This window comes from Facklamia miroungae (genome assembly GCF_012396555.1).
GTDB classification, from domain to species: Bacteria; Bacillota; Bacilli; order Lactobacillales; family Aerococcaceae; genus Facklamia; species Facklamia miroungae.
In genome coordinates this window covers 1-20,548 of sequence record NZ_JAAXPS010000010.1, presented here as the reverse complement: position 1 = coordinate 20,548, position 20,548 = coordinate 1, and the positions used below count along the sequence as shown (strand labels likewise).

Genomic DNA, 20,548 nt, shown 5'->3' with positions numbered 1-20,548 from the left:
GTTTCTCTTCTTCTGGCTGAGAAGAAGTTTACCAATTGAAAGCCGTTTGAATAGTTGGATTAACCTGTTTGAATGTGATTAGGCGGCAACTTGCTCATTTTTAATAATATCAACAACAGCAGGGTTTTCTGATAAGAGCTCACTTTCTTGGGTTGAACTAACAATCAGACTCAGTAGTTGACTGGCAAATAATAAAGAATCAAATAATGGTTCAATCAGCTCTTCTTTAAATAAAAAAAAGACCGGTTTCCCGATCTTCGTTGTTATTATTTGGCTGTTTCTTCTACATTTTTTCCTGCGTAGAAACCACAATTTCCGCATACACGGTGGCTCAATTTCATTTCTCCGCACTCAGGGCAAGCATTCATGCCTGGAACACTTAATTTGAAGTGAGTACGACGCTTTCTTTTGACTGCTTTAGATGTTCTTCTTTTTGGTACTGCCATTATTTACACCTCCTGGTAGTTGATGACCTTTAATTATCTTGGTCTGTTAATAACGTTTTTAAGGCTGCAAATCGTGGATCAATTTGATCCTCTTCTGCTTGGTTTTGAAAATTATATTCTTCTTCGGGTATGACTGCCCAATCTTTACCTGAAGGAAGATGGATATCATCCTCTGCAATGACTTGTTTTGGTATATTCAAAAGAATATTATCAACAGCTGACGTTGCAAGGTCAATATAGTCATGTTCAAGAACAATAGTTGTTTCTTCATAATCTTGGGCATTAAAGTCTAAGCTTCTATCAACGTAGCGTTCTCTTACATTGATAGACAAGGGAACTACTACTGGCTTTAAACTACGAGTAGAAGGCAAGGTTACATCCACATCAAATTGACAGTGGAGCACAAACTCTTCATCACGCAAAAGGAAATATCCTTTAGCATGAACTTCATCTATATCGATTATATCCGACTTACGTTCACTCATTTGGGATTGAATATCCATTCGCTCATCAAAGGAATAAATACCATCACGACAAACTTCACGTAATTGACGAAGGGTCCATTTCATATATATCACCTCTAAAACGACAAAATAAATTATACTTAAGAAAAGACAACTTGTCAATCACAATAATCAATTCGAACCCATGAATAGTATAACTGATTAACTCATTGAATACTAGCTTACGATTCATAGTGTTTTTTTAAATATATAGGATGCTTACCGTTCACCTGCTCCTCGATATTCTTTATTGGATTGGCTTGAAACACTCGATCTAAGCGCAAGGTTAAATGGTAAGAATTAATTATATCTTTAGATAAATTTGAAAAAAGTCTTATATTTTCAGATTCAAAACCACTTAGAAATTGTCGACCTGCTTGATTGAAAGCCAGAATCCGGATAACTTGCTGATCTTGGCTCTTATCGAGGTAAGCTTGCCAAGTAGTTTGATCAATATTTAGTAATACCATCATTAATAATCGTTGCACAGCTGATCGCGTCCAACGTGTTGAAGTAAGGCTATCCACTAAATCACTCCAAGAATGGGTTCGAAGATTTTGTTTATAGATAGCAAATTCCATTCCTTCTACCATCCCTTGAATCTTTGCAAGGCCCTCTGTTCCCAGTACTAAAATGGCATAATTGAGTAATTGATAATAATCTTGCCATTCAACTAAGGAATGTTGGAGTTTTTGCCAGGTCATTATAGGAACATTAACTGGGTTCAGCGTTCCTGTTTGGGCTTCTTTTCTAATTTGGCTACCTGAAAGCATACTAATTGGTTGCAGTTCATAAGGTAGGTGAACCCATTTAATAAGTTCTTGACTTGCTTTAAGACGCGGTATAACCAAGGGCTTAATATCCGATCCTTCTAGCGCTTTTAAATATTGTAACCCTAGCATGTGATTCCCTGCCGAAAGATTAAAATTAAATTTTTTATTTTTCTTCTTTAACTCATGATTTACAGCGTCATGATAAGCTGCAGGATAGGCTTTTCCCTCCTTGAGTCTGACACGAATTTCTTTTTGTAAATCACTATCGACTGATTCTAAAAAATCCAGATACGCTTGTAAATTTTCTAATTGAGCAGACTCTGTTCCAAAAGTTAAATAATCAACCTTTAAATGCTTCATTATCTCGACGGCAAAAGACCCAAAATAATCCGCTGACTGAAGACTCGATTTAAGAGGCAGTTCGAGCACTAAGTCAGCACCATTTTGAAGAGCTAAATCGGCTCTTTGCCACTTATCAAGAATGGGGAATTCGCCTCTTTGTACTACGTTGCCGCTCATCAAGACAATCACACAATCTGATTGGGTCAAAGACCTTGCTTTTTTTAGTTGGTAAAAGTGTCCATAATGAAAGGGGTTGTATTCTGCTATAATACCTATGGTTTTCAAGGCTTATTCCCCCTTTTGACACACAAAGAACCAGCGATCTGCTTGCTGATCTTGAAACTCATGGTAAAGTCGTTCACCAAATTGCACCCTAACTTGTATCTGTTGAGATAAAAAACCAGCTTCATTTAAATACTTTATATAAGTCGTCAAAGGATAGGTTCTTTCTTCTAAATCCACTTCATGACGCGTATACAAGGCTTGTCTACCTTCAAAGTGGGAGTAATTATAGACTGTCAGTTCATGAGTAACTTTTAACTCATCGGGATCTGTGAAAGAAGTCCATAAAAGAGCGCCGTTTTCATCCTCGTCATGATAAGAAAATTGATCAAACCCTTGACTCAGTTGATAAGGCGTCCAAACATCAAAAAGCAATCGTCCGCCGGGTTTTAAACAATTAGCCATTGAAAAAAGAGCTTGCTTAAGCTCTTCTTCATTTGCCAAAAAACATAACGAATCAGCATAACAAGTCACTAGGTCATATTTGCCTTGTTCTGCTTGGAGATTCAACATATTCCCTTGTTGAAAAACAAGATTATCCAAAATATTTTTTGAATGCTCTTTAGCTTCTGTAATCATTGCTTCATTTAAATCGATACCCTTTACCTGTGGAAAGTGTTGTACTAATAGACGTGTAAAATAACCTGTTCCACAAGCAACATCTAAAACAGCTTTAACCTCTTTCCCTCCACATTCTTGAGTAAAAGCCAACCAATGATCATATGCACTTAAATCATTAAAACGGTCATAAATCAAAGCTACTTCGGTAAAGCCCATTAAGGATTCACCCATTCAGAAATATCAACTAATGGCGCGTCTCGCCAAATTTTTTCCAAATTATAATGGCTTCGCTCTTCATAATGGAAGACATGAACAACTATTTCGTAAATATCAATTAAAATCCATCTTCCCCCATCTTTGCCTTCAGAACCTTTAATATTAATCTTTGCCTGATGACATTTCTCAATGATTTCATCCACAATCGCATTCAATTGGCGATCATTTTTAGCATGCATAATCACAAAATATTCAGCTAAAGGAGTCATTTCACTAACATCTAAAGCCATTATATCTTGTCCCATACGGTCATCGGCAGCCTTTACAATCACTTCTAATTTTTCTTTACTTGATAACGTCATAGTTCCTCCTAAATAACTTTATTTTCTTGATAATGCTTGATCCAACTATTATAAACTTCAATCTGTAAAGGAAAAAGATATTCTTGTTTCTTCATCAAGCGTTTAACCGTCATTCGCATTTTTAATAAGCAAGCTTTGTCTAAATCAATAAGGCTCAATTTTCTAACTTTATTGACGCCTTTAAAATCACGACCTTCTTCCGTATAGTCAGCAATGTAAAGAATTTTAGCAATTTGTGACATTTGATGCCAACCTGTTGTATGAGCAGCTACCGCCTGAATAACCTCTTCATCCTGACATGCTAAATCTCTTTTTAAAATTTGTGCTGCGGCGAAACCATGCCAAATCCCTTCATTCGCTTCATCCAATCGGTCATCTGACCAAAATTCTTTAGCTAAGAGTAACATCGTGTTTGCATCAATCTCTTTGGCATAATCGTGCATCAAGGCCACGATTGAGGTTTTTTCTATATCTGCTCCATATAATTCAGCTAACTCAAGCGCTTTTTTCTCAACTCTCATAACATGATTAAACCGACTTTTAGATAAGCGCTTGTCTAATTGATTAATTAGTTCCTGTCGGCTCATATTAATGAGATTTTGTTGATATATCAATTCTTCTATCATAAATGCTCCTCTTTCAACTAATCCAATCGACGATAAAGATTATGTTGATGAATATATTCCATCACAGTTTCAGGTACTTGATAACGAATCGATTGTTCCAGATAAACTCTCAAACGTATTTCTGTTGAAGAAAGTTCTACCAAAGGACTGTCTACCCAAATAATTGGATAAGATCCGCCATATACTTCTTCATTTGGACGTCGAACCCCTACAAATTGAACGATTGAAGCGAGTTCACTGATATCGCGCCATGTATCTAAATCATTAGCTGAATCGCTTCCGATAATAAAATAAAAGTCACTTTCAGGATATTTTTTAATGAAATGTTTCATCGTATCCACCGTATAGTTTTTGCCACCGCGATTCACTTCATAAGCTTGTAACTTAAAAAGCGGATTCCCTTCAATGGCTCTTTGAACCATTTGTATACGGTGTTGCGAAGCAATCGTTTGTTTACCTGGGGCATGAGGGGGTTTGGCAGTAGGCATGAACCAAACCTCATCTAAATCCAATTGCCTTCCCACTTGCTCAGCCATTAATAAATGTCCTAAATGTGGCGGATTAAAGGTTCCGCCTAAAATGCCAATGCGTTGGCGATCATGGTCGGATGATAAAACTTCTATCTGCCCTAAAGTCGCGAAGGCACATTCTCTCTCTAGGGTTAAAATCGTTTGCTCGCTAATGATCGTCCGCATGAAGGTCTCCTTTCTATTGGATGTTTGCTATTTCTTCACTCAGTCGCTGATATTTTTCTTTGCGCGAAGGGCGATAAAGAATGGCGGTATGCCCCACTGTTTGAATTATCACCGCATCAATGGACTCCGCAATTTGTTCAGCAGCTTGGTTAATTTCTTCATCTGAATTTTGTAAGATATTAAATTTAACAAGCTCTCGTTTCTCAATTGCCTCATTGACTTGTTGAATAAAAACATCTGTTACTCCTAATTTACCGACTTGAAAGATTGGTTTTTCCTTTTGAGCTTTCTTCCTTAGAAACTTAATTTGTTTTTTATTTAATACGGTCATTTTGACTCCTTTTCTAGTTAAAAAACTTATTAATATTTAAATTATACTTTCTCTTTGTGAAATTTGAACATTTTGAGGTGCCCAAACTCTAATTTGAACGGGTTCATTTACGGTAAACCAACCTAAACCTGCAATTGCTATGTCTTGATTTGGGTTTAATTGGAAATCACGTCCCTGTAATTTTGGAAAATCACTTAGCTGATCTTGATAAGGGGGGCTCAATAGTTGGCCCTTATGCTTTTGATAAAAATCATCAGCTTTTTCAGTTTTAGTTCGATGAATATAGGCATCATTTGATACGTAAAAAGTAAAAGCCGTCTTCTGACCTGCCGAAAAGTCTATGCGACTTACTCCTGCTAAAAAGAGCGTTTGTCCCGGATTTAATTGGAAAATCCTAGGTTTAATCGGTTGACTAGGCAATAAATTTTTCACACCTTTGCGATCTAAATAATGAGCCATTTGATTTTCTTTAATAATACCGGGAGTATCGATAATACCTGTTGTTTCCGTCAAAGGAATGCGAATCATATCAAGTGTCGTCCCTGGATGATCCGAGGTAGTGATAATTTCTTTTTCTCCACCATAATGGCGTAGCAATTGATTAATCAAGGTTGACTTTCCAACATTGGTGACTCCCACGATATAGACATTGTGTTGCCGTACTTCTTGGTCAATACGGTCGATTAAAGCTTTCAAACTGGCTGGTTTATTTGCAGAAAGTAAATAGACTTCTTCTGGTTTCAAACCATTTTCAAAGAAACGCTGTTTTAACCAGTGAGTAATACGCGCTAGCTTAATTGATTTAGGTAACAAGTCCGCCTTATTTGCTACTAAAACAAAAGGTTGAGAACCGATAAAACGTTGTAATCCTGTTAACATACTCCCTTCAACATCAAATATATCAATCACATTCACAACAAAAGCGTCATCTTCTGCAATGGAAGAAAGTCGATCTAAGAATAAGTCATCCGATAATTGAATATCTTGCAACTCATTATAATGACGCAATCTAAAGCAACGCTGACAATAAAAGTTCCCCTCTATTTTTTTCTTTTCTAGCGTAGAGGCTGGTAAATACCCCATCTCTTCTGGATTTTCACTTTGGATTTCAGCTCCACAGCCAATACACTGGTAGTTTTCTTCTAAATTATTCACTTCTTTCAAGCTGGTCCCCCCAATCTCCGTGGCGATCAATCCCTATCCATTTAAGCGCCATTTTTTCTAGATTTCGATTAACTAAAGTATATATATTATCATTATTAACAATTGGTTTCACTAAGAGTACTTTTAAGCCTAAACTCCTTGCGCCTATTACATCAGTCATAATTTGATCACCTACAACTAAGACATTCTCTGGATCAACTTGCATCGCTTTCATAGCTAGTTGAAAACTGCGCCTCAAAGGTTTTAAGGCATGACCTAAATATGGTATTTTTAAAGGATTAGCCACCCGGTGAACTCGTTCAGGATGATTATTCGATAAAACAAATAATTTTATCCCAGCTTCTTTCATACTTGTAACCCATAAGGCTAATTCTTGTGTATGATCTAAACAATTCCATGCCAGTAATGTGTTGTCAAGGTCAACAATTAATCCTTTAATTTGTTGGTTCATTAAATCAGAAGGTGTTAAACGGTAAATTGAATTAAGACACCATGTGGGTTGAATCAAATTTTTCATGATTCCTCCTATACCTTTATATTTTCTACATTGATAACTTTCGTTTGTTCATTCTTAAAATCATTATAGCATATTCTTTGTAGCTTATACGCATGATTCACTAGGTCTGTTCAGGTATATTTGTCATTCGACTCTCAATAACCTTTGTAATTTCACCTGGCAGTTTGTTCATCTGATAAAAGCATCTAACTAAAATAAAAGAGGCCTGAGGTTTAATTGTCCTCAGGCCTCTTTTCTAATCATTAAATTTAACCTAGCAGATCAAAAATTTCAATGGCTACTAAATCAACATTATCAAAACGGAAAACGGTTCCCGTCTTAGATTCTGTCATTTCAAAAGCATCATCATTTGGCAAATAAGTAACTTGGCATTTTTCAATCCCATCTAATTCAAATCGACGAACTTCAACTTCATCTTTTGACTTAGCCATTGTTTCTAATCGTTGGATAATTCCAGTAAGTACAGATGCTTTCATGATTTCCTCCATTCTTCACCACGAAGATAATATTTATTATACATGGTATAGTAACAAACTGAAATGAAATTGCAAGAAAAAAATCTTGGTAAATACCCATAGAATAAAGCTGAAGATCGCTATTCTTGATCCCACCATAGTTTAATCAAGGCTTGTGTTCCCTCATTTTCATGCCCTTCACTGGCGAGCTCTCGGTATAAATCATAAGCAAGGCTCGTGCCTGGTAAATCTAAATGAGCTTTTTCTGCTTCTTCAAGCGCTATCCCCAAGTCTTTTATATAATGTTTAACAAAAAAGCCTGGTGAATAATCTGCTTTTAATATACGCGGTCCATAATTAGCTAAAGACCAATTTTTAGCAGCACCTCCTGTTAAGGTAGCAATTACTTTTTCTAGATCTAGACCGTTTGCCTTAGCATATCTTAACGTTTCAACCATACCAGTCATAGTACCAGCGATCATAATTTGATTACTAGCCTTAGCGTGTTGTCCTGAGCCTGCAGGTCCATGATGTTGAATACTTGCACTAAATGTTTCTAGAACCGGGCGCACTTCATCAAGAGTCGAAGCATCTCCGCCCACCATCGCGGTTAATCGACCTGCTTTAGCGCCCAAATCCCCGCCGGAAACTGGGGCATCCAAAACGGTTACGCCAATAGCCTTGCCTTTTGCTGTCAATTCTTGAGCCAAACTTGGACGTGAAGTAGTTAAATCGATAAAGACTTGACCTGAGCGTGCTCCTTCAAACAATCCATTTTCACCTAGATATACCGCTTCAACATCAGCAGGATATCCAACAATTGTTAAAACGAGATCACATACTTGAGCAATTTCTTGGGGTGTATTTTGCCAGACAGCACCAAGTTCAACCAGTTTATCAGACTTGGACTTAGTACGATTATATACATAAAGTGGATAACCCGCTTTCAAAATATGCTCAGCCATCGACTGTCCCATTACGCCTAAACCAATAAAACCTACTTTAATATTTTGATACATTATACTTTCCCTCCAATGACAATTTCACGAATAATATTTTTTACTTTACCAAAAACCCGATCAAAAATACCGTTTTCTTCTTCAATATAACGCTCAATTATTTCTTGATAGAATGCCAAAACTTGGTCACCAAACTTTTCAGCTGATATTTCATAAAGATTTTCTGGATTGATTGGACGCATTTGATTGGAATCTACCCTTTCTAAGAAATCTTTAGTCGCCTCAACCATTGGATATTCCTCGGTATACAATTTTCCAAAAGCTTCCTCTTGCATGACCGTCTTAAGATAATCATTGCTTTTAGCAATAATAGGACAACGATTGACAATCGCTTCTAAATAAGTTAACCCTTGAGACTCCGACTCTGAAGCATTTAAATACAAATCAGCCATTTGATAATAACGCCAAACTTCTTCGTGGTCGACAAATCCAACAAACCGTACATCTAATTCGTGCTTCCGACTAAATTGTTCTAAGTTTTCTCTTTCTGGACCGTCGCCAGCAATAACTAGCTTTAAACGAGGATCATTTTCTTTCAATTCACAAAAGGCCTGCAAAACTTCGAGTATATTTTTTTCTTTGGATAAACGAGATAAAGATAACAATATACGATCATCATCCTTAAACCCAAGCTCCTTCTTGAAGCTATTAGCTTCTTCCGGTTTAAAAGTTGGAATGTTTACTCCTGTAGCTATGATTTTGATTGGAACATGAATACCATAAGACCTTAATGTATCCTTCGTTAATTGGCTAGGGGCAATGACTGCATTCGATTGATTACAATATTGCCGTGAAATTACTCGAACATGGCTGGCTTGAACTAAAAGTCCATCTAAAATGTAATGGGTATAATTTTCATACATAGTATGATACGTATGTATATTAGGAATTCTCAAACGATTTGCTACATATTTCCCAGCCAATCCCATACTAAATTCAGTATGTGTATGAATAATATCCAAATTCATAGAACGTGCGATTTTTAAACAGCGATCAAAGCCTCGGTATGCAATTCTTCGATCAGAAAAACTTAAAAAAGGGATACTCGAGATTCTAACAACATCTGCTTCGGCCTCTGCATTCGGGTCAGTCGTGGTAAAAATAACCACTTCATGCCCTCTTGCCCTTAGTTCTTTCGTTAATATTTTGATTGAAGTTGATACACCACTTAATTGAGGAAAGTATGTATCCGTAAACATGCCTATCTTCATAATGCTTCCTTCCTAAAAAGCTTATTTCTATTCACATCTATTATAGTAAATGTTTTTCAAACTTAACAGGAATTTTTTTACTTTAAAAAAAGACCCGGCTTGATCATCTGTATCATAAACATTCTTAAATGTTCAAATAACACAAATTATCAATTGGGTCTCAAGCCAGTTTTAGATCTACTTAAAGATTTCTACTGCGCTAAATAATTCTTAACTAAGTCTAGTACTTCTTCGGATGAACTACATTCCTTAGTAACACGCTCAGCCAACTCTTTCATCATTTGGCTATCAAGACGCGAAACTAACTGACGTGTCCTTAAGATAGAAGAAGCAGACATTGAAAACTCATCCAATCCCATACCAACTAAAATAGGCACTGCCATCTGATCGCCTGCCATTTCACCACACATACCCACCCATTTACCTTCTTGATGAGCCGAATCAATCACAAATTTTACTAACCGCAGGATTGAAGGATTATATGGCTGATACAAATAAGAAACTTGTTCATTCATACGATCAGCAGCCATTGAATACTGAATTAAATCATTGGTTCCGATAGAAAAGAAATCTACTTCTTTAGCAAATTGATCAGCTAAAACTGCTGCTGCCGGAATTTCTACCATAATTCCAACTTCGATTTTATCAGAGTATGCTATTTGAGCTTGTGCGAGTTCTTCTTTGGCTTCTTCCAATATGGCTTTAGCTTGGTGAAATTCTGATAAAGTGGCTATCATAGGAAACATTATTTTTAGATCGCCATGAACAGATGCTCGCAAAAGAGCCCTCAACTGTGTTTTAAACATTTCTTGTTTATCTAGAGAGATCCGAATGGCGCGATACCCCAAAAAAGGATTCAACTCTTGCGGTAATGTCATATAAGGGAGATGTTTATCGCCGCCTATATCCATTGTTCGCACAACGACTCCTTTTCCATCAACCGCTTCAAGCACTTGACGGTAAGCTTGATATTGGTCATCTTCACTTGGGAAATCTGAAGAATTCATATAAAGAAACTCTGTCCGATAAAGACCAATTCCATCCGCACCATTTGCAATAACTCCCTCAACATCCTGAGGTGTACCTATATTGGCTGCAATTTCTAACGATTTCCCGTCACTAGTTAAAGAGGAAGCAGATACTAATTTTTTTAGTTCTTCCTTATTTTGTCTTAAAAGTGCTGATTTATCTTGATATTCTTTCAGCTCAGACTCGGTGGGTTGTAAAATAACACTACCTTCTATCGCGTCAACAATAATTTTTTGCCCTTGAGTTACGGCTTCAGACACACCTTTAATACCCACGATAGCTGGAATTTCTAAAGACCTAGCCATAATGGCCGAATGAGAAGTGCGGCCTCCTATTTCTGTTACAAAAGCTTTAACATACTTTTTGTTTAATTGAGCGGTATCACTCGGTGTTAAGTCCCTGGCTACCACTATTACTTCATGATCGATCGTTGCAGGAGTTGGTAATTCAACTCCTAATAAGGCTGCCATTAACCTTTGCTTTACGTCTCGTATATCCGCAGCGCGTTCTTGCATATATGGATTATCCTCCATTGCTTCAAACGTAGCGATGAACATATCTGCCACTTTTTGCAAGCTCGCCTCTGCATTCATTTTTTCATCTTCAATTAGATTTTTTATTTGGGCTAGAAATTCTGGATCCGATAGCACTAAAAGATGGGCATCAAAAACTTGTGCCTCTGCTTCGCCTAATTGAGTAGAAGCTAATTGGCGAATTTTTTCCAGTTCCGCTTTTGCTTGATCAACAGCGATAGACAAACGCACAAGTTCTTGTTCGCAATCTTCAATTATCTTTTCTTCAAAACTTAAATCTGGATCCACTAATAAATAAACGGGAGCGATTGCAATCCCGTCACTAGCCGCAATGCCAGTTAGTTTATTAGTCATTATTCAGATAAGCCCTCTTTCTTCATAGTCTCAGCTACCATCTCAATCGCTTCCTTCTCGTCAGAGCCGTCAGCAGTGATAGTTACATCTGATCCTTGACCAACGCCAAGTGACATAACACCCATTATAGATTTTAAGTTTACTGATTTACCCTTATATTCAAGGTTAATATCTGAAGAAAACTTACTTGCTGCTTGCACTAACAAAGTTGCAGGTCTTGCGTGAATCCCTGTCTCAGCAATTACGTGAAATTCTTTTTTTTCCATATTATCGTCTCCTTATAAAACATTTACTTACGTACATTATGACATAATTTTCTTAGCTCATCTTTCTAGGTCTTTGTAAACCCTAGGCAAACGCTATCATTATTATACACAAAACCCCAATTAAAAGCTAAGATTATATTATATAATAACTTCACTCAAACACATAGAAAGAAATTACATTAATTTCTTAAGTCTAACTTCCGGATGCTTATCTTTAAACCAATTTTCTGCAAATTGATTTTCAAAAAGAAAAACAGGCTGACCAAAGCGGTCTTTTGCTAATAAATTCCGCGAAGAAGACATTTTCGGATCGAGATCCTCTTCATCAATCCAGCGCGCAATTTTAGAACCCATGGGTGTCATTTCTACTTCTGCATTATATTCGTTCAATAACCGATATTGAAACACTTCAAACTGTAATTGACCTACTGCGCCTAAAATATATTCTTCCGTATGATACGTTTTGTAAAGTTGAATAGCCCCTTCTTGAACCAATTGCTCGATTCCTTTATGGAATGATTTTTGTTTCATAACATTCTTTGGAGCAACCTTCATAAAAATTTCAGGGGTAAACTGAGGCAACTCTTCAAACTGTACGGACTGATTTCCGGCATAGATCGTGTCCCCAATTTGAAAGTTCCCCGTATCATAAAGACCAATTATATCTCCAGCAAAAGCATCTTGAACTTCCTCACGACTATCAGCCATAAATTGGGTCGTATGAGCCATCCGAATTGTTTTACCAGTACGATTCAAAGTCACTGTCATTCCTTTTTCAAAACGTCCCGACACAATTCGAACAAAAGCAATTCGGTCGCGATGGGCGGGATTCATATTCGCTTGAATTTTAAAGATAAAACCGGTAAAACGTTCATCAGTTGGGTGAATATACTCATCAGCCACTGTGAGAGCAGGAGCTGGCTCGTGCGATAAATCAACGAAAGCATCGAGAAAAGTTTGGACTCCAAACCCCGTTAAAGCTGAACCAAAGAAAACGGGTGTCAGTTTCCCCTGTGAAATAGCTTCCCGATCAAAACTATTCCCTGCTTCATGCAAAAGTTGAGCGTCGTCAAGAGCTTGACTATAAATGGAAGAGGATTTAAAAGCATGCTCTCCTTGAGCATGACCTTCTTCGTCAAGAGGTATAAAGTAATCTTCATCATCAGATCGACGTATTTCTACGCGCTTATTATAGAGATCATACAATCCTAATAAAGTTTTGCCCATTCCCATCGGCCAGTTCATAGGATAGGCATCGATTCCTAAAACTTCTTCTAACTCAGCCACCAAATCCATCGGTTCTCGCCCATCACGGTCTAATTTATTCATAAAAGTAAAAATGGGAATCCCTCGTTTAGAAACCACTTCAAAAAGCTTTTTAGTTTGAGGCTCGATCCCTTTACCTGAATCTACTACCATAACAGCTGCATCAACTGCCATAAGTGTCCGATAAGTATCTTCTGAAAAATCCTCATGTCCTGGGGTATCAAGGATATTCACTTGATAACCATCATAGTCAACTTGCATAACCGAAGAGGTTACAGAAATACCACGTTGTTTTTCAATATCCATCCAGTCTGATTTAGCAAATTTATTCGATTTCTTTCCTTTGGCTTTTACTGTTCCAGCCTCACGAATTGCGCCTGAAAACAATAGGAGTTGCTCTGTTATTGTTGTTTTACCAGCATCCGGATGCGATATAATAGCAAACGTTCTTCTACGCTGGACTTCATTTTCTATATTTTTTATCATTAATTTCCCTCATTTCTAATTCTAACTTAAGGACAAGAAAAGCCGGGATGGCCCCAGCCTGTTTCTCATCATTTAGTTAACCATGAGCTTTCTTGAAGTCAACAAGTTTTTTATCTTTCGTCTTTGCTACTGCATCTTCATTTTGAATAACATCTTGAATTAGGCGCTGTAACTCCGCTTTTTCTTTATCAGATAATTGTTTTTCTGCTGAAAAATTTCTAGGATGGTTCGTTACTTGCAGGTCATCTTGCTCATAATCTGCAATTTGATTCATAAAACGATCCACTTGTTTACTAGGGAAAATCTCATCAAAATTTGTCGCTGATACAAATTTTTCATAATCTGAAATCATGTCTAACATTTGTGATTGCATCATTTTCAGCTGATCTTTAAGATCTGTTCCTGTATTAGCTAGTTCTTTACTATAGTATGCAAAATTCTCTTTATATTGCGTAACTTGCTCATTCGTTCGATTGATAAGTTTTTCAGCTTCTGCTTCTGAATCTGCGATAATCTCATTCCCCGTCTTACGAGCATCTACTAGACCATCTTTTAAAGCAGCTTCAATCGATTGGAAATATACAATTTTCTCTTCTAAAGATTGAACTTTCTGGTTTAAATTTGCTAATTCTTTTTCTAAGGATTTGATTTTTTCGTCCTTATGTTCTACCAATTGGTTGACTTGTTTGCGATTATAGCCAAATAGATTCACAGACACTTCGCTGATACGGTCCATTTAGTCACCTCATAACTTTCTTTTCCATCTATTAATTTTAACAAAAATCACCCGCTTTGAATAGGATAATATAACAATTTAACTTTAGATCTCTATGACATCACTGATTCAAAATAAAAAAATCTGAATTTTCTCTTAGTGAGAAAAATTCAGATTACAATTCTAGCTTAAAATTTTACTCAACCATATCTGATTCTAGATAATTTTTTATTAAATCATAGGTTGCTTGCACAGAAGTAATATGCGTTCTTTCAAAGGCATGACTCGCATCAATTCCTGCACCGAAAAGACCATGACGAACATCGGCACCCGCGCGCATGGCTGCAGACGCATCGGATCCATAATATGGATAAATATCGATCTTATAAGGAATCTCATTTTCTTCACATAAAGCAACTAATTGGTTGCGCAATCCTACATGGTATGGACCAGAAGCATCCTTTGCACAGATAGATACTGTATATTCATCAGAAGTTTGGTCATCTCCAAGTGCTCCCATATCAACGGCAATATATTCTTCTACCTCTGGAACAATATTAGAATTTCCTCCATAACCAATTTCTTCATTATTAGAAATATAAAAATGTGTCGTATGACCTAAAGTGAGATCGCCTGCCTTTATAGCTTCAATAGCCTCTAATAACAGTGAAACGCTAACCTTGTCATCTAAATGACGAGATTTTAGATAACCTGAATTCGTAATTTCTGCACGTGGATGGAATGAAATGAAATCCCCAACTTCAATTCCTAATTCAGCTACGTCTTCTGGATTAAAGACAGGGTGATCTAAACGAACTTCCATATTCTCTTGATTCCGCTCCAAGGATCCTGCATTTCGATAAACATGAACAGATGTTTGATGCATCAAAATGGTACCGTCGAAAACTTTACCTGTTTTAGCAGAATGAATTTTACAATATACACCTTCTAAAGAATTATAAACAAATCCACCTATTAAATCTAACTTCAAACGGCCATCTGCTTTAACGGCACGGACCATGGCACCTAATGTGTCAACATGGGCAGTAATAAAGCGTTGACGCTCTCTATTCTTACCTTTTAATGTAACCAACAACCCACCCTTTGGTGTTTTAGAGTATTCCACATTATCCTGATCGAATTTATTCATTAAATGGGACATAATTTCACCGGTATAGCCAGTTGGTGAAGCGATTTCAGTTAATTGCTTCACTCGCTCTAAGCGCACACGATCTGTTTCTGATAATTGATAATTCAATTCTACCATTGTTTTCTCTCCTTTGTATGAATAATCTAAAAAGATCAATCTTTGTAATCGCTTGATTCTACTATACAACACTTACTAAAATTTTCAAAAGCAAATTGATAGATTTTTTAAAAAATACATTTGGAAATTTTGACCCTTTGTTAAATGGTAGAAATTTTTAGAGCAAGAGTAGCCATACAGAAAATAAAAACTTTGTATCCATTTAGGATAGATAAGATAAAAACATTCTGGCAATAGTAAAGTAAATAAAAACAGAAGTTAAGTCACTCAGCGTAGAAATAAAAGGGCCACTAGCCACTGCAGGATCAAAGCCCAATTTCAACATTAACTTAGGAATGAGAGCACCAGCTAAATTGGCAACTACAATCGCACAAGCCATCGCAATCCCTATGATTAATCCTAAAAAGAGATTTCCCTTCCAGATACCTGCAACCAAAGCAATAGTTATTCCGACAACTATGCCCGTCACAACTCCCGTTAAGAGTTCAAAACCAAAGGAGTCGAAAAACTGATCGTCTTCTGATTTATTAGTGAGTTTGCGCACAGCCACCGCTAAAGATTGTGTCCCAGCGTTTCCTGCCGTTCCTGTAATCAAAGTTACAAAGCTAGATAAAACTGGCACTGAAGATATGAGACCTTCAAATTGAGAAATTAAAGTAGCCGTTCCCATCCCCATAAATAAAAGAGTCACTAACCATGGTAGACGACTTTTTGAAGCCTTAATAGGCGTGGTATGTATCTCATTAACATCAACCGCAGCCAAACCAGAATAATCACTATCTGCCTCTTCTTGAATAACATCCAAAACATCATCAACAGTAATGATGCCTAATAATTCGCGATCAAATCCGACAACCGGTAAGGCTAACAAGTCATAATCTTGCACCATCTTTGCAACTTCAACTTGATCATCATTGACTTCTACAGTAATCAAACGCGGATTCAAAATCTCTGAGATTAACGTTTGGTCATCATGAACAATTAAGTCTCTTAATGAGATCACACCTTTGAGACGACTATCTTCATCAATAACATAAACATAGTAAATGGTTTCAGCTTGTGCAGCTGCTAATTTTAAATGTTCATAGGCTTGTTTGACCGTGTATTCTTCTTTCACTGTGACAAATTCGGTGGTCATAATGGATCCGGCTGTTTCATCGATATAGTTAATCAAACGCGAAATTTCACGTGCAGAAGTATTGGGCATCAGATGCATATACATATTTACTTTTTCTTTATTATCAATATTATTTAAAATATCGACTGCATTATCAGCATACATCTCACCAAGAACAATCGCAGCGTAAGCATTTTCCATTTCCAAAAAATACTCTTCACTTAAATGAAGAATATCCGATTCAAAAGCATCAAAGACATCTGCTAATTCATTCGGGGCAAGGTATTGATAAACCTTTTTGCGTTCAGAACTTGCAAATTCAGTAAAAATTTTTGCCTGATCATAATTATGCAAGGCTAAAAACTCAGTCCGAAAACGTGTCATACGATTGCTTTGCAACATAGCTTTAAAACTAATAACACTTTCTTCAAAGCTTCTTTCAAATACTTCCATAGCTCTTCCTCCCTTGGTCAATTTCTTGGGCTTGCATCCAATTTTGCATATCTTGTGGTAGAGGTATTATAAAATGTAAAGGCTCTTGTGTAATCGGATGAATAAATTTTAATTCTCCACAGTGAAGTGCTTGGCGTTGAATAGAATTCGTTAATGGTCCTCCATACAAATCATCTCCAATTAAAGGACCCTTCATATGCATTAAATGTACTCGAATTTGATGAGTTCGTCCTGTATGGAGCCTCAATCTTAGATAAGCTCCATCAGGATAAATTTGCTGACACCAATACTCCGTCTTGGCATATTTACCACTTTCATGAACCCGGCGTGTAATGATGGAAGCTTCAGTACGAGCGATAGGAGCTTCAATCACACCATGGTCTGGCCACTGATTACGACTGGTTAAGGCATGATAATATTTTAATACTTGGCCAGCTCGTACTTGCTGATCGAGCAAAGCATGTGCCAAACGATGCTTAGCAATCAACATTAGCCCCGATGTATCACGATCCAACCTTGTCACTATATGAATCACTTGGTCAGAATAACCTTGTCTTTGATAGTAGCCTCTTACCCGATTAGCAATTGAACCAGCGGGATTAGCTAATGAAGGGATCGAAACAACCCCTACCTGTTTATTGAGAATTAATAAATCTTGATCTTCATAGATAATGTTTATCGGCTCTTGCGAAGGTGGAACGGTGTCATGTCCCCTCTCTACTGGAGCAATTAATCGAAGATGATCGCCCTTTCGAATATTATAACGCATCGGAACACGAAGATGATTAAGCAATATGTCACCATCAAATTTAACTGTTTTTAGAAATGCTTTAGGCAAATTCTGCTGAGCTAAGAATTCTTTGATAGTTATTTCTTGATCCTGATTATAAATCCATTCTAGCTCCATCTTTAACCTCACAAGTTTTTATTTATAGTTTGAATCATTTTTTAAATTAGCAATAAAGGAAGACTCTACTCGATTCCAGTAGTGCATATGTTTAAAACTGGCGAAGTGAATACGTTCTTTGGCTAGTTCTAGTCGTATCGATTCAATCGTCTGATCTGCCCAAAAAAGATGATCCGTTGTGATATCAATCCACTCATTGGAAGGATCGGGCTTTAAAATTAACCACTCATCTGCTGGCAGTATAATTGGCGAAGCTAAAGAACGATAGACTCGATTATTCACTGAGGCCATTTCAGTCATTTGGAAAGCCTCAATTCTTGGATGCATGACCGCACCACCCAAAGATTTATTTAATCCAGTTGACCCCGTTGGCGTGGCGATACAGAGTCCATCTCCACGAAAAGTCTCAAAAAACTGCCCTTTAATTTCCACATCACAAACCATTGTTTTGCGATGCGATCGCACGCTACACTCATTAAGTGCTAGAATATGATGTTTTTGACCATTAGCCAAAGAAATATCTACGGAAAGAAGAGGATAAGAAACGGAGTCTGCTTCATTTTCCAAGATCCCTTGTAACACTTGATCAATTTGAGATCCTAACCAATCCGTATAAAAACCTAAATGCCCTGTATGAATACCGATAAATTGTATCTGATCAATCGATGACTGGAATTGGTGAAAAGCTGAAAGGAGTGTTCCGTCTCCACCAACTGAAATAACATAGTCAGGCGTTTCACCTACTGATATCTCTGTTAAACCATATAAAGGCAGTTTTGCTTTTAATTGTTGAGCATAAGATATAGACAGCGGTTTTTGATTATATACTATTCCTATTTTTTTCATAAAATTCTCCTCACTGCTTGAGAATTACTTGGAATCAAAAAGCTTTGTTGCTTCATGGATCTCTTCACGAATCTGACTCATTTCTTCATCTAATAAAAAGGCTGCTTCCGATGCTCTTTGTAGTCTTTCTAAAATTTCTACTGGATATTTTCCATCATATTTATAATTTAAAGAGTGTTCGATTGTCGCCCAAAAGTTCATGGCTAATGTTCTAATTTGAACCTCGACAATAACAGAGATATTTCCTTCAATACGCTCAACAGGATATTCAAGAATCATATGATAAGATCGATAACCACTTGGTTTGTGATTCTTAATATAGTCTCTAATCATAATCACTTTGAAATCTGTTCTCTTTAACAACAGTTCTGCAACTTCATAGATATCTTCTACAAATTGGCACATTACTCTTACACCAGCAATATCTTGCACGCCATAAAGAAAATTTTTTGCTTCAATCTTTCTGACAGCCATCTTTTCAAGAATGCTTTCGGGTGTTTTCACCCTTCCGGTAACGAATTCAATAGGGGCATGTTTATCTAGATCAATATACTCCTGACGAATACTTTTGAGTTTTAATTTTAATTCTTCAACTGCTTGTCCATAGGGTGCCAAAAAAAGTGGCCAATCATCAACTAAAGGTATTTCTTTTTCGAACTGCTCTCCCATGATTCCCTCCTTCACTTCGTCAACCCAATTGAACAATATAGTATAACTGAGATTAACTTTCAATTCTTATATTTCATACAGATATTATTTTACCATAATTAAGACCTTTGCCGTATACATAAAAATACTTGAAATTTCTCTTAAATTAAGGCATACTATTTAATTGTGAAGATTTTTCAAAATGCGTATCATTATAATTTGCTAACAGAGTATGTTAATCTGATAATAGTAGGAACAGAACTATAGATAAGGAGGAATAGTAATGGAGAATTATTTAATTGATTATCATTTTAATGGTCATGCGAAATATTTTGACTTCTACTTATTCGTCAATCCGCTCGGTAGAAAATGCTACTATTCCGAACAAGAAATAAATAAAGCAAAGAAAATCATTTCGTCGAAGGTTGATATTAATATTCTTTGTATTCATAACGAAGACATCTTAAATGATTTTATGAAAAGATTAGGTATCTATAAACCGAGCTTAGCTGTGCGCAATGAACTTTATTGTAAGCTTTACACAGCTGCTCTAGCAGTAAAAGCTGCTCACTTCCAAGGCAAAAGAAAAGGTCGCCACTTCTTAAAAGATCTTCAACGAAATATTTATTATGATCTTTCTATACTAGATAAAAAGTTGCTCTTAGATGTAGCCGAAAAAAATGGACTCGATCTTGATCTTTTTGTTGATGACTTTCATTCTGACTATACAAAAGAACTCTATTTTGATGATTTAAAAATAGCCGATGCCATGGGAGTAAAATTGACACCCAGTCTCGTTATCTTTGATTCAAGTACAGAAGATGAAGGCATTTTATTGGAAGATGAAGTTACCTATGATGCAGTGCTTGATCATTTAGATCTACTTTTTCTATCACAATACCGTGAACACTCGAACAATTCAAAAACCCACCTTAATGTTATTAAATAATAAATTTTTTTAAGAATATTTAAAAGCCAGCATCTAAGTGTATCCAATAGATGCTGGCTTTTTTAGGTTCTATAATAAATAGGGTTGATGGAAGAAAAATACTTCCTTCAACCCTATTTTTTGGTACACAAAAACACAGAAGTCCGATATATTAAAAGCGCTAACCAAAATAGAAAGGACTCTGTGCTATGACTCATGATATACGAAAA

24 protein-coding genes are annotated in these 20,548 nt (G+C 36.6%); 1 reads left to right on the top strand and 23 read right to left on the bottom strand.

All coding sequences use genetic code 11. From position 1 onward, the window contains the following. Positions 1–78: 78 nt before the first annotated feature. From HF969_RS08355 to HF969_RS08245, 23 genes are all read right to left on the bottom strand, one after another. Complete coding sequence (locus tag HF969_RS08355) at positions 79–321, bottom strand: hypothetical protein (protein WP_168427196.1); 243 nt, start codon at positions 319–321, stop codon at positions 79–81. Beyond that, complete coding sequence (rpmF, locus tag HF969_RS08350) at positions 267–446, bottom strand: 50S ribosomal protein L32 (RefSeq protein WP_090290334.1); 180 nt, start codon at positions 444–446, stop codon at positions 267–269. The genes HF969_RS08355 and rpmF overlap by 55 nt, the downstream gene beginning before the upstream one ends. A gap of 29 nt (positions 447–475) precedes the next feature. After that, on the bottom strand, positions 476–1,015 hold the full coding sequence (locus HF969_RS08345) for a YceD family protein (RefSeq protein WP_090290335.1): 540 nt from the start codon (positions 1,013–1,015) through the stop codon (positions 476–478). 116 nt (positions 1,016–1,131) lie between these two features. Next, complete coding sequence (locus HF969_RS08340) at positions 1,132–2,349, bottom strand: tRNA(Met) cytidine acetate ligase (RefSeq protein ID WP_090290336.1); 1,218 nt, start codon at positions 2,347–2,349, stop codon at positions 1,132–1,134. Between the two features lie 3 nt (positions 2,350–2,352). Beyond that, complete coding sequence (locus HF969_RS08335; RefSeq protein ID WP_168427195.1) at positions 2,353–3,123, bottom strand: class I SAM-dependent methyltransferase; 771 nt, start codon at positions 3,121–3,123, stop codon at positions 2,353–2,355. After that, positions 3,123–3,485, bottom strand: a complete 363-nt coding sequence (gene rsfS / locus HF969_RS08330) for a ribosome silencing factor (RefSeq protein WP_090290338.1) — start codon at positions 3,483–3,485, stop codon at positions 3,123–3,125. The genes HF969_RS08335 and rsfS overlap by 1 nt, the downstream gene beginning before the upstream one ends. An 8-nt stretch (positions 3,486–3,493) precedes the next feature. Then, on the bottom strand, positions 3,494–4,111 hold the full coding sequence (gene yqeK, locus HF969_RS08325) for a bis(5'-nucleosyl)-tetraphosphatase (symmetrical) YqeK (protein ID WP_090290339.1): 618 nt from the start codon (positions 4,109–4,111) through the stop codon (positions 3,494–3,496). Positions 4,112–4,128: 17 nt separating this feature from the next. Beyond that, the gene (locus HF969_RS08320) at positions 4,129–4,806 is read right to left on the bottom strand and encodes a nicotinate-nucleotide adenylyltransferase (RefSeq protein WP_090290340.1); all 678 of its coding nucleotides are present in this window, start codon (positions 4,804–4,806) and stop codon (positions 4,129–4,131) included. A gap of 13 nt (positions 4,807–4,819) precedes the next feature. Continuing rightward, positions 4,820–5,137 (bottom strand): ribosome assembly RNA-binding protein YhbY, encoded by a 318-nt coding sequence (yhbY, locus tag HF969_RS08315; protein WP_090290341.1) that lies wholly within the window; start codon positions 5,135–5,137, stop codon positions 4,820–4,822. 36 nt (positions 5,138–5,173) lie between these two features. Further along, positions 5,174–6,301: a ribosome biogenesis GTPase YqeH gene (yqeH, locus tag HF969_RS08310; protein WP_090290342.1), complete on the bottom strand. Its 1,128-nt coding sequence runs from the start codon at positions 6,299–6,301 to the stop codon at positions 5,174–5,176. After that, positions 6,285–6,818: a YqeG family HAD IIIA-type phosphatase gene (locus tag HF969_RS08305; RefSeq protein WP_090290343.1), complete on the bottom strand. Its 534-nt coding sequence runs from the start codon at positions 6,816–6,818 to the stop codon at positions 6,285–6,287. The genes yqeH and HF969_RS08305 overlap by 17 nt, the downstream gene beginning before the upstream one ends. A 248-nt stretch (positions 6,819–7,066) precedes the next feature. Beyond that, entirely contained in the window at positions 7,067–7,294 is a 228-nt protein-coding gene (locus tag HF969_RS08300) for a YkuJ family protein (RefSeq protein ID WP_090290344.1), read from the bottom strand. A gap of 119 nt (positions 7,295–7,413) precedes the next feature. Continuing rightward, the gene (locus HF969_RS08295; RefSeq protein ID WP_180363675.1) at positions 7,414–8,280 is read right to left on the bottom strand and encodes an NAD(P)-dependent oxidoreductase; all 867 of its coding nucleotides are present in this window, start codon (positions 8,278–8,280) and stop codon (positions 7,414–7,416) included. Between the two features lie 11 nt (positions 8,281–8,291). After that, a complete protein-coding gene (locus HF969_RS08290) occupies positions 8,292–9,503 on the bottom strand; it encodes a glycosyltransferase family 4 protein (RefSeq protein WP_090290346.1) in 1,212 nt (403 codons plus the stop codon). Between the two features lie 191 nt (positions 9,504–9,694). After that, the gene (gene ptsP / locus HF969_RS08285) at positions 9,695–11,419 is read right to left on the bottom strand and encodes a phosphoenolpyruvate--protein phosphotransferase (RefSeq protein ID WP_090290347.1); all 1,725 of its coding nucleotides are present in this window, start codon (positions 11,417–11,419) and stop codon (positions 9,695–9,697) included. Then, positions 11,419–11,685 carry a phosphocarrier protein HPr gene (locus HF969_RS08280; protein WP_090290348.1) on the bottom strand — a complete coding sequence of 89 codons (267 nt, stop codon included), beginning with the start codon at positions 11,683–11,685 and terminating at the stop codon, positions 11,419–11,421. Before HF969_RS08280 ends, ptsP begins: the two co-directional genes overlap by 1 nt. Before the next feature lie 174 nt (positions 11,686–11,859). Continuing rightward, the gene (locus HF969_RS08275; protein WP_090290349.1) at positions 11,860–13,437 is read right to left on the bottom strand and encodes a peptide chain release factor 3; all 1,578 of its coding nucleotides are present in this window, start codon (positions 13,435–13,437) and stop codon (positions 11,860–11,862) included. Positions 13,438–13,513: 76 nt separating this feature from the next. Then, a complete protein-coding gene (locus HF969_RS08270) occupies positions 13,514–14,173 on the bottom strand; it encodes a DivIVA domain-containing protein (protein WP_090290350.1) in 660 nt (219 codons plus the stop codon). A gap of 175 nt (positions 14,174–14,348) precedes the next feature. After that, entirely contained in the window at positions 14,349–15,419 is a 1,071-nt protein-coding gene (locus HF969_RS08265) for a M42 family metallopeptidase (RefSeq protein WP_090290351.1), read from the bottom strand. Positions 15,420–15,621: 202 nt separating this feature from the next. Further along, entirely contained in the window at positions 15,622–16,989 is a 1,368-nt protein-coding gene (gene mgtE, locus HF969_RS08260) for a magnesium transporter (RefSeq protein ID WP_090290352.1), read from the bottom strand. Further along, the gene (locus tag HF969_RS08255; protein WP_090290353.1) at positions 16,976–17,896 is read right to left on the bottom strand and encodes an RluA family pseudouridine synthase; all 921 of its coding nucleotides are present in this window, start codon (positions 17,894–17,896) and stop codon (positions 16,976–16,978) included. The genes mgtE and HF969_RS08255 overlap by 14 nt, the downstream gene beginning before the upstream one ends. Positions 17,897–17,914: 18 nt before the next feature. After that, entirely contained in the window at positions 17,915–18,742 is an 828-nt protein-coding gene (locus HF969_RS08250) for an NAD kinase (protein ID WP_090290354.1), read from the bottom strand. A gap of 24 nt (positions 18,743–18,766) precedes the next feature. Beyond that, a complete protein-coding gene (locus HF969_RS08245; protein ID WP_090290355.1) occupies positions 18,767–19,411 on the bottom strand; it encodes a GTP pyrophosphokinase in 645 nt (214 codons plus the stop codon). A gap of 262 nt (positions 19,412–19,673) precedes the next feature. Here HF969_RS08245 and HF969_RS08240 point away from each other — a divergent pair, with 262 nt between their 5' ends. Continuing rightward, positions 19,674–20,339, top strand: coding sequence for a DsbA family protein (locus HF969_RS08240; RefSeq protein ID WP_090290356.1), 666 nt, complete (start codon positions 19,674–19,676; stop codon positions 20,337–20,339). Positions 20,340–20,548: the final 209 nt, after the last annotated feature.

What these genes read in the sequence shown, in the direction of transcription:
- HF969_RS08355 (WP_168427196.1), bottom strand. Translation starts at nt 321, where the DNA reads ATGCGGAAATTGTGGTTTCTACGCAGGAAAAAATGTAGAAGAAACAGC.
- rpmF (WP_090290334.1), bottom strand. Translation starts at nt 446, where the DNA reads ATGGCAGTACCAAAAAGAAGAACATCTAAAGCAGTCAAAAGAAAGCGT.
- HF969_RS08345 (WP_090290335.1), bottom strand. Translation starts at nt 1,015, where the DNA reads ATGAAATGGACCCTTCGTCAATTACGTGAAGTTTGTCGTGATGGTATT.
- HF969_RS08335 (WP_168427195.1), bottom strand. Translation starts at nt 3,123, where the DNA reads ATGGGCTTTACCGAAGTAGCTTTGATTTATGACCGTTTTAATGATTTA.
- rsfS (WP_090290338.1), bottom strand. Translation starts at nt 3,485, where the DNA reads ATGACGTTATCAAGTAAAGAAAAATTAGAAGTGATTGTAAAGGCTGCC.
- yqeK (WP_090290339.1), bottom strand. Translation starts at nt 4,111, where the DNA reads ATGATAGAAGAATTGATATATCAACAAAATCTCATTAATATGAGCCGA.
- HF969_RS08320 (WP_090290340.1), bottom strand. Translation starts at nt 4,806, where the DNA reads ATGCGGACGATCATTAGCGAGCAAACGATTTTAACCCTAGAGAGAGAA.
- yhbY (WP_090290341.1), bottom strand. Translation starts at nt 5,137, where the DNA reads ATGACCGTATTAAATAAAAAACAAATTAAGTTTCTAAGGAAGAAAGCT.
- HF969_RS08305 (WP_090290343.1), bottom strand. Translation starts at nt 6,818, where the DNA reads ATGAAAAATTTGATTCAACCCACATGGTGTCTTAATTCAATTTACCGT.
- HF969_RS08300 (WP_090290344.1), bottom strand. Translation starts at nt 7,294, where the DNA reads ATGAAAGCATCTGTACTTACTGGAATTATCCAACGATTAGAAACAATG.
- HF969_RS08290 (WP_090290346.1), bottom strand. Translation starts at nt 9,503, where the DNA reads ATGAAGATAGGCATGTTTACGGATACATACTTTCCTCAATTAAGTGGT.
- ptsP (WP_090290347.1), bottom strand. Translation starts at nt 11,419, where the DNA reads ATGACTAATAAACTAACTGGCATTGCGGCTAGTGACGGGATTGCAATC.
- HF969_RS08280 (WP_090290348.1), bottom strand. Translation starts at nt 11,685, where the DNA reads ATGGAAAAAAAAGAATTTCACGTAATTGCTGAGACAGGGATTCACGCA.
- HF969_RS08275 (WP_090290349.1), bottom strand. Translation starts at nt 13,437, where the DNA reads ATGATAAAAAATATAGAAAATGAAGTCCAGCGTAGAAGAACGTTTGCT.
- HF969_RS08270 (WP_090290350.1), bottom strand. Translation starts at nt 14,173, where the DNA reads ATGGACCGTATCAGCGAAGTGTCTGTGAATCTATTTGGCTATAATCGC.
- HF969_RS08265 (WP_090290351.1), bottom strand. Translation starts at nt 15,419, where the DNA reads ATGGTAGAATTGAATTATCAATTATCAGAAACAGATCGTGTGCGCTTA.
- mgtE (WP_090290352.1), bottom strand. Translation starts at nt 16,989, where the DNA reads ATGGAAGTATTTGAAAGAAGCTTTGAAGAAAGTGTTATTAGTTTTAAA.
- HF969_RS08255 (WP_090290353.1), bottom strand. Translation starts at nt 17,896, where the DNA reads ATGGAGCTAGAATGGATTTATAATCAGGATCAAGAAATAACTATCAAA.
- HF969_RS08250 (WP_090290354.1), bottom strand. Translation starts at nt 18,742, where the DNA reads ATGAAAAAAATAGGAATAGTATATAATCAAAAACCGCTGTCTATATCT.
- HF969_RS08245 (WP_090290355.1), bottom strand. Translation starts at nt 19,411, where the DNA reads ATGGGAGAGCAGTTCGAAAAAGAAATACCTTTAGTTGATGATTGGCCA.
- HF969_RS08240 (WP_090290356.1), top strand. Translation starts at nt 19,674, where the DNA reads ATGGAGAATTATTTAATTGATTATCATTTTAATGGTCATGCGAAATAT.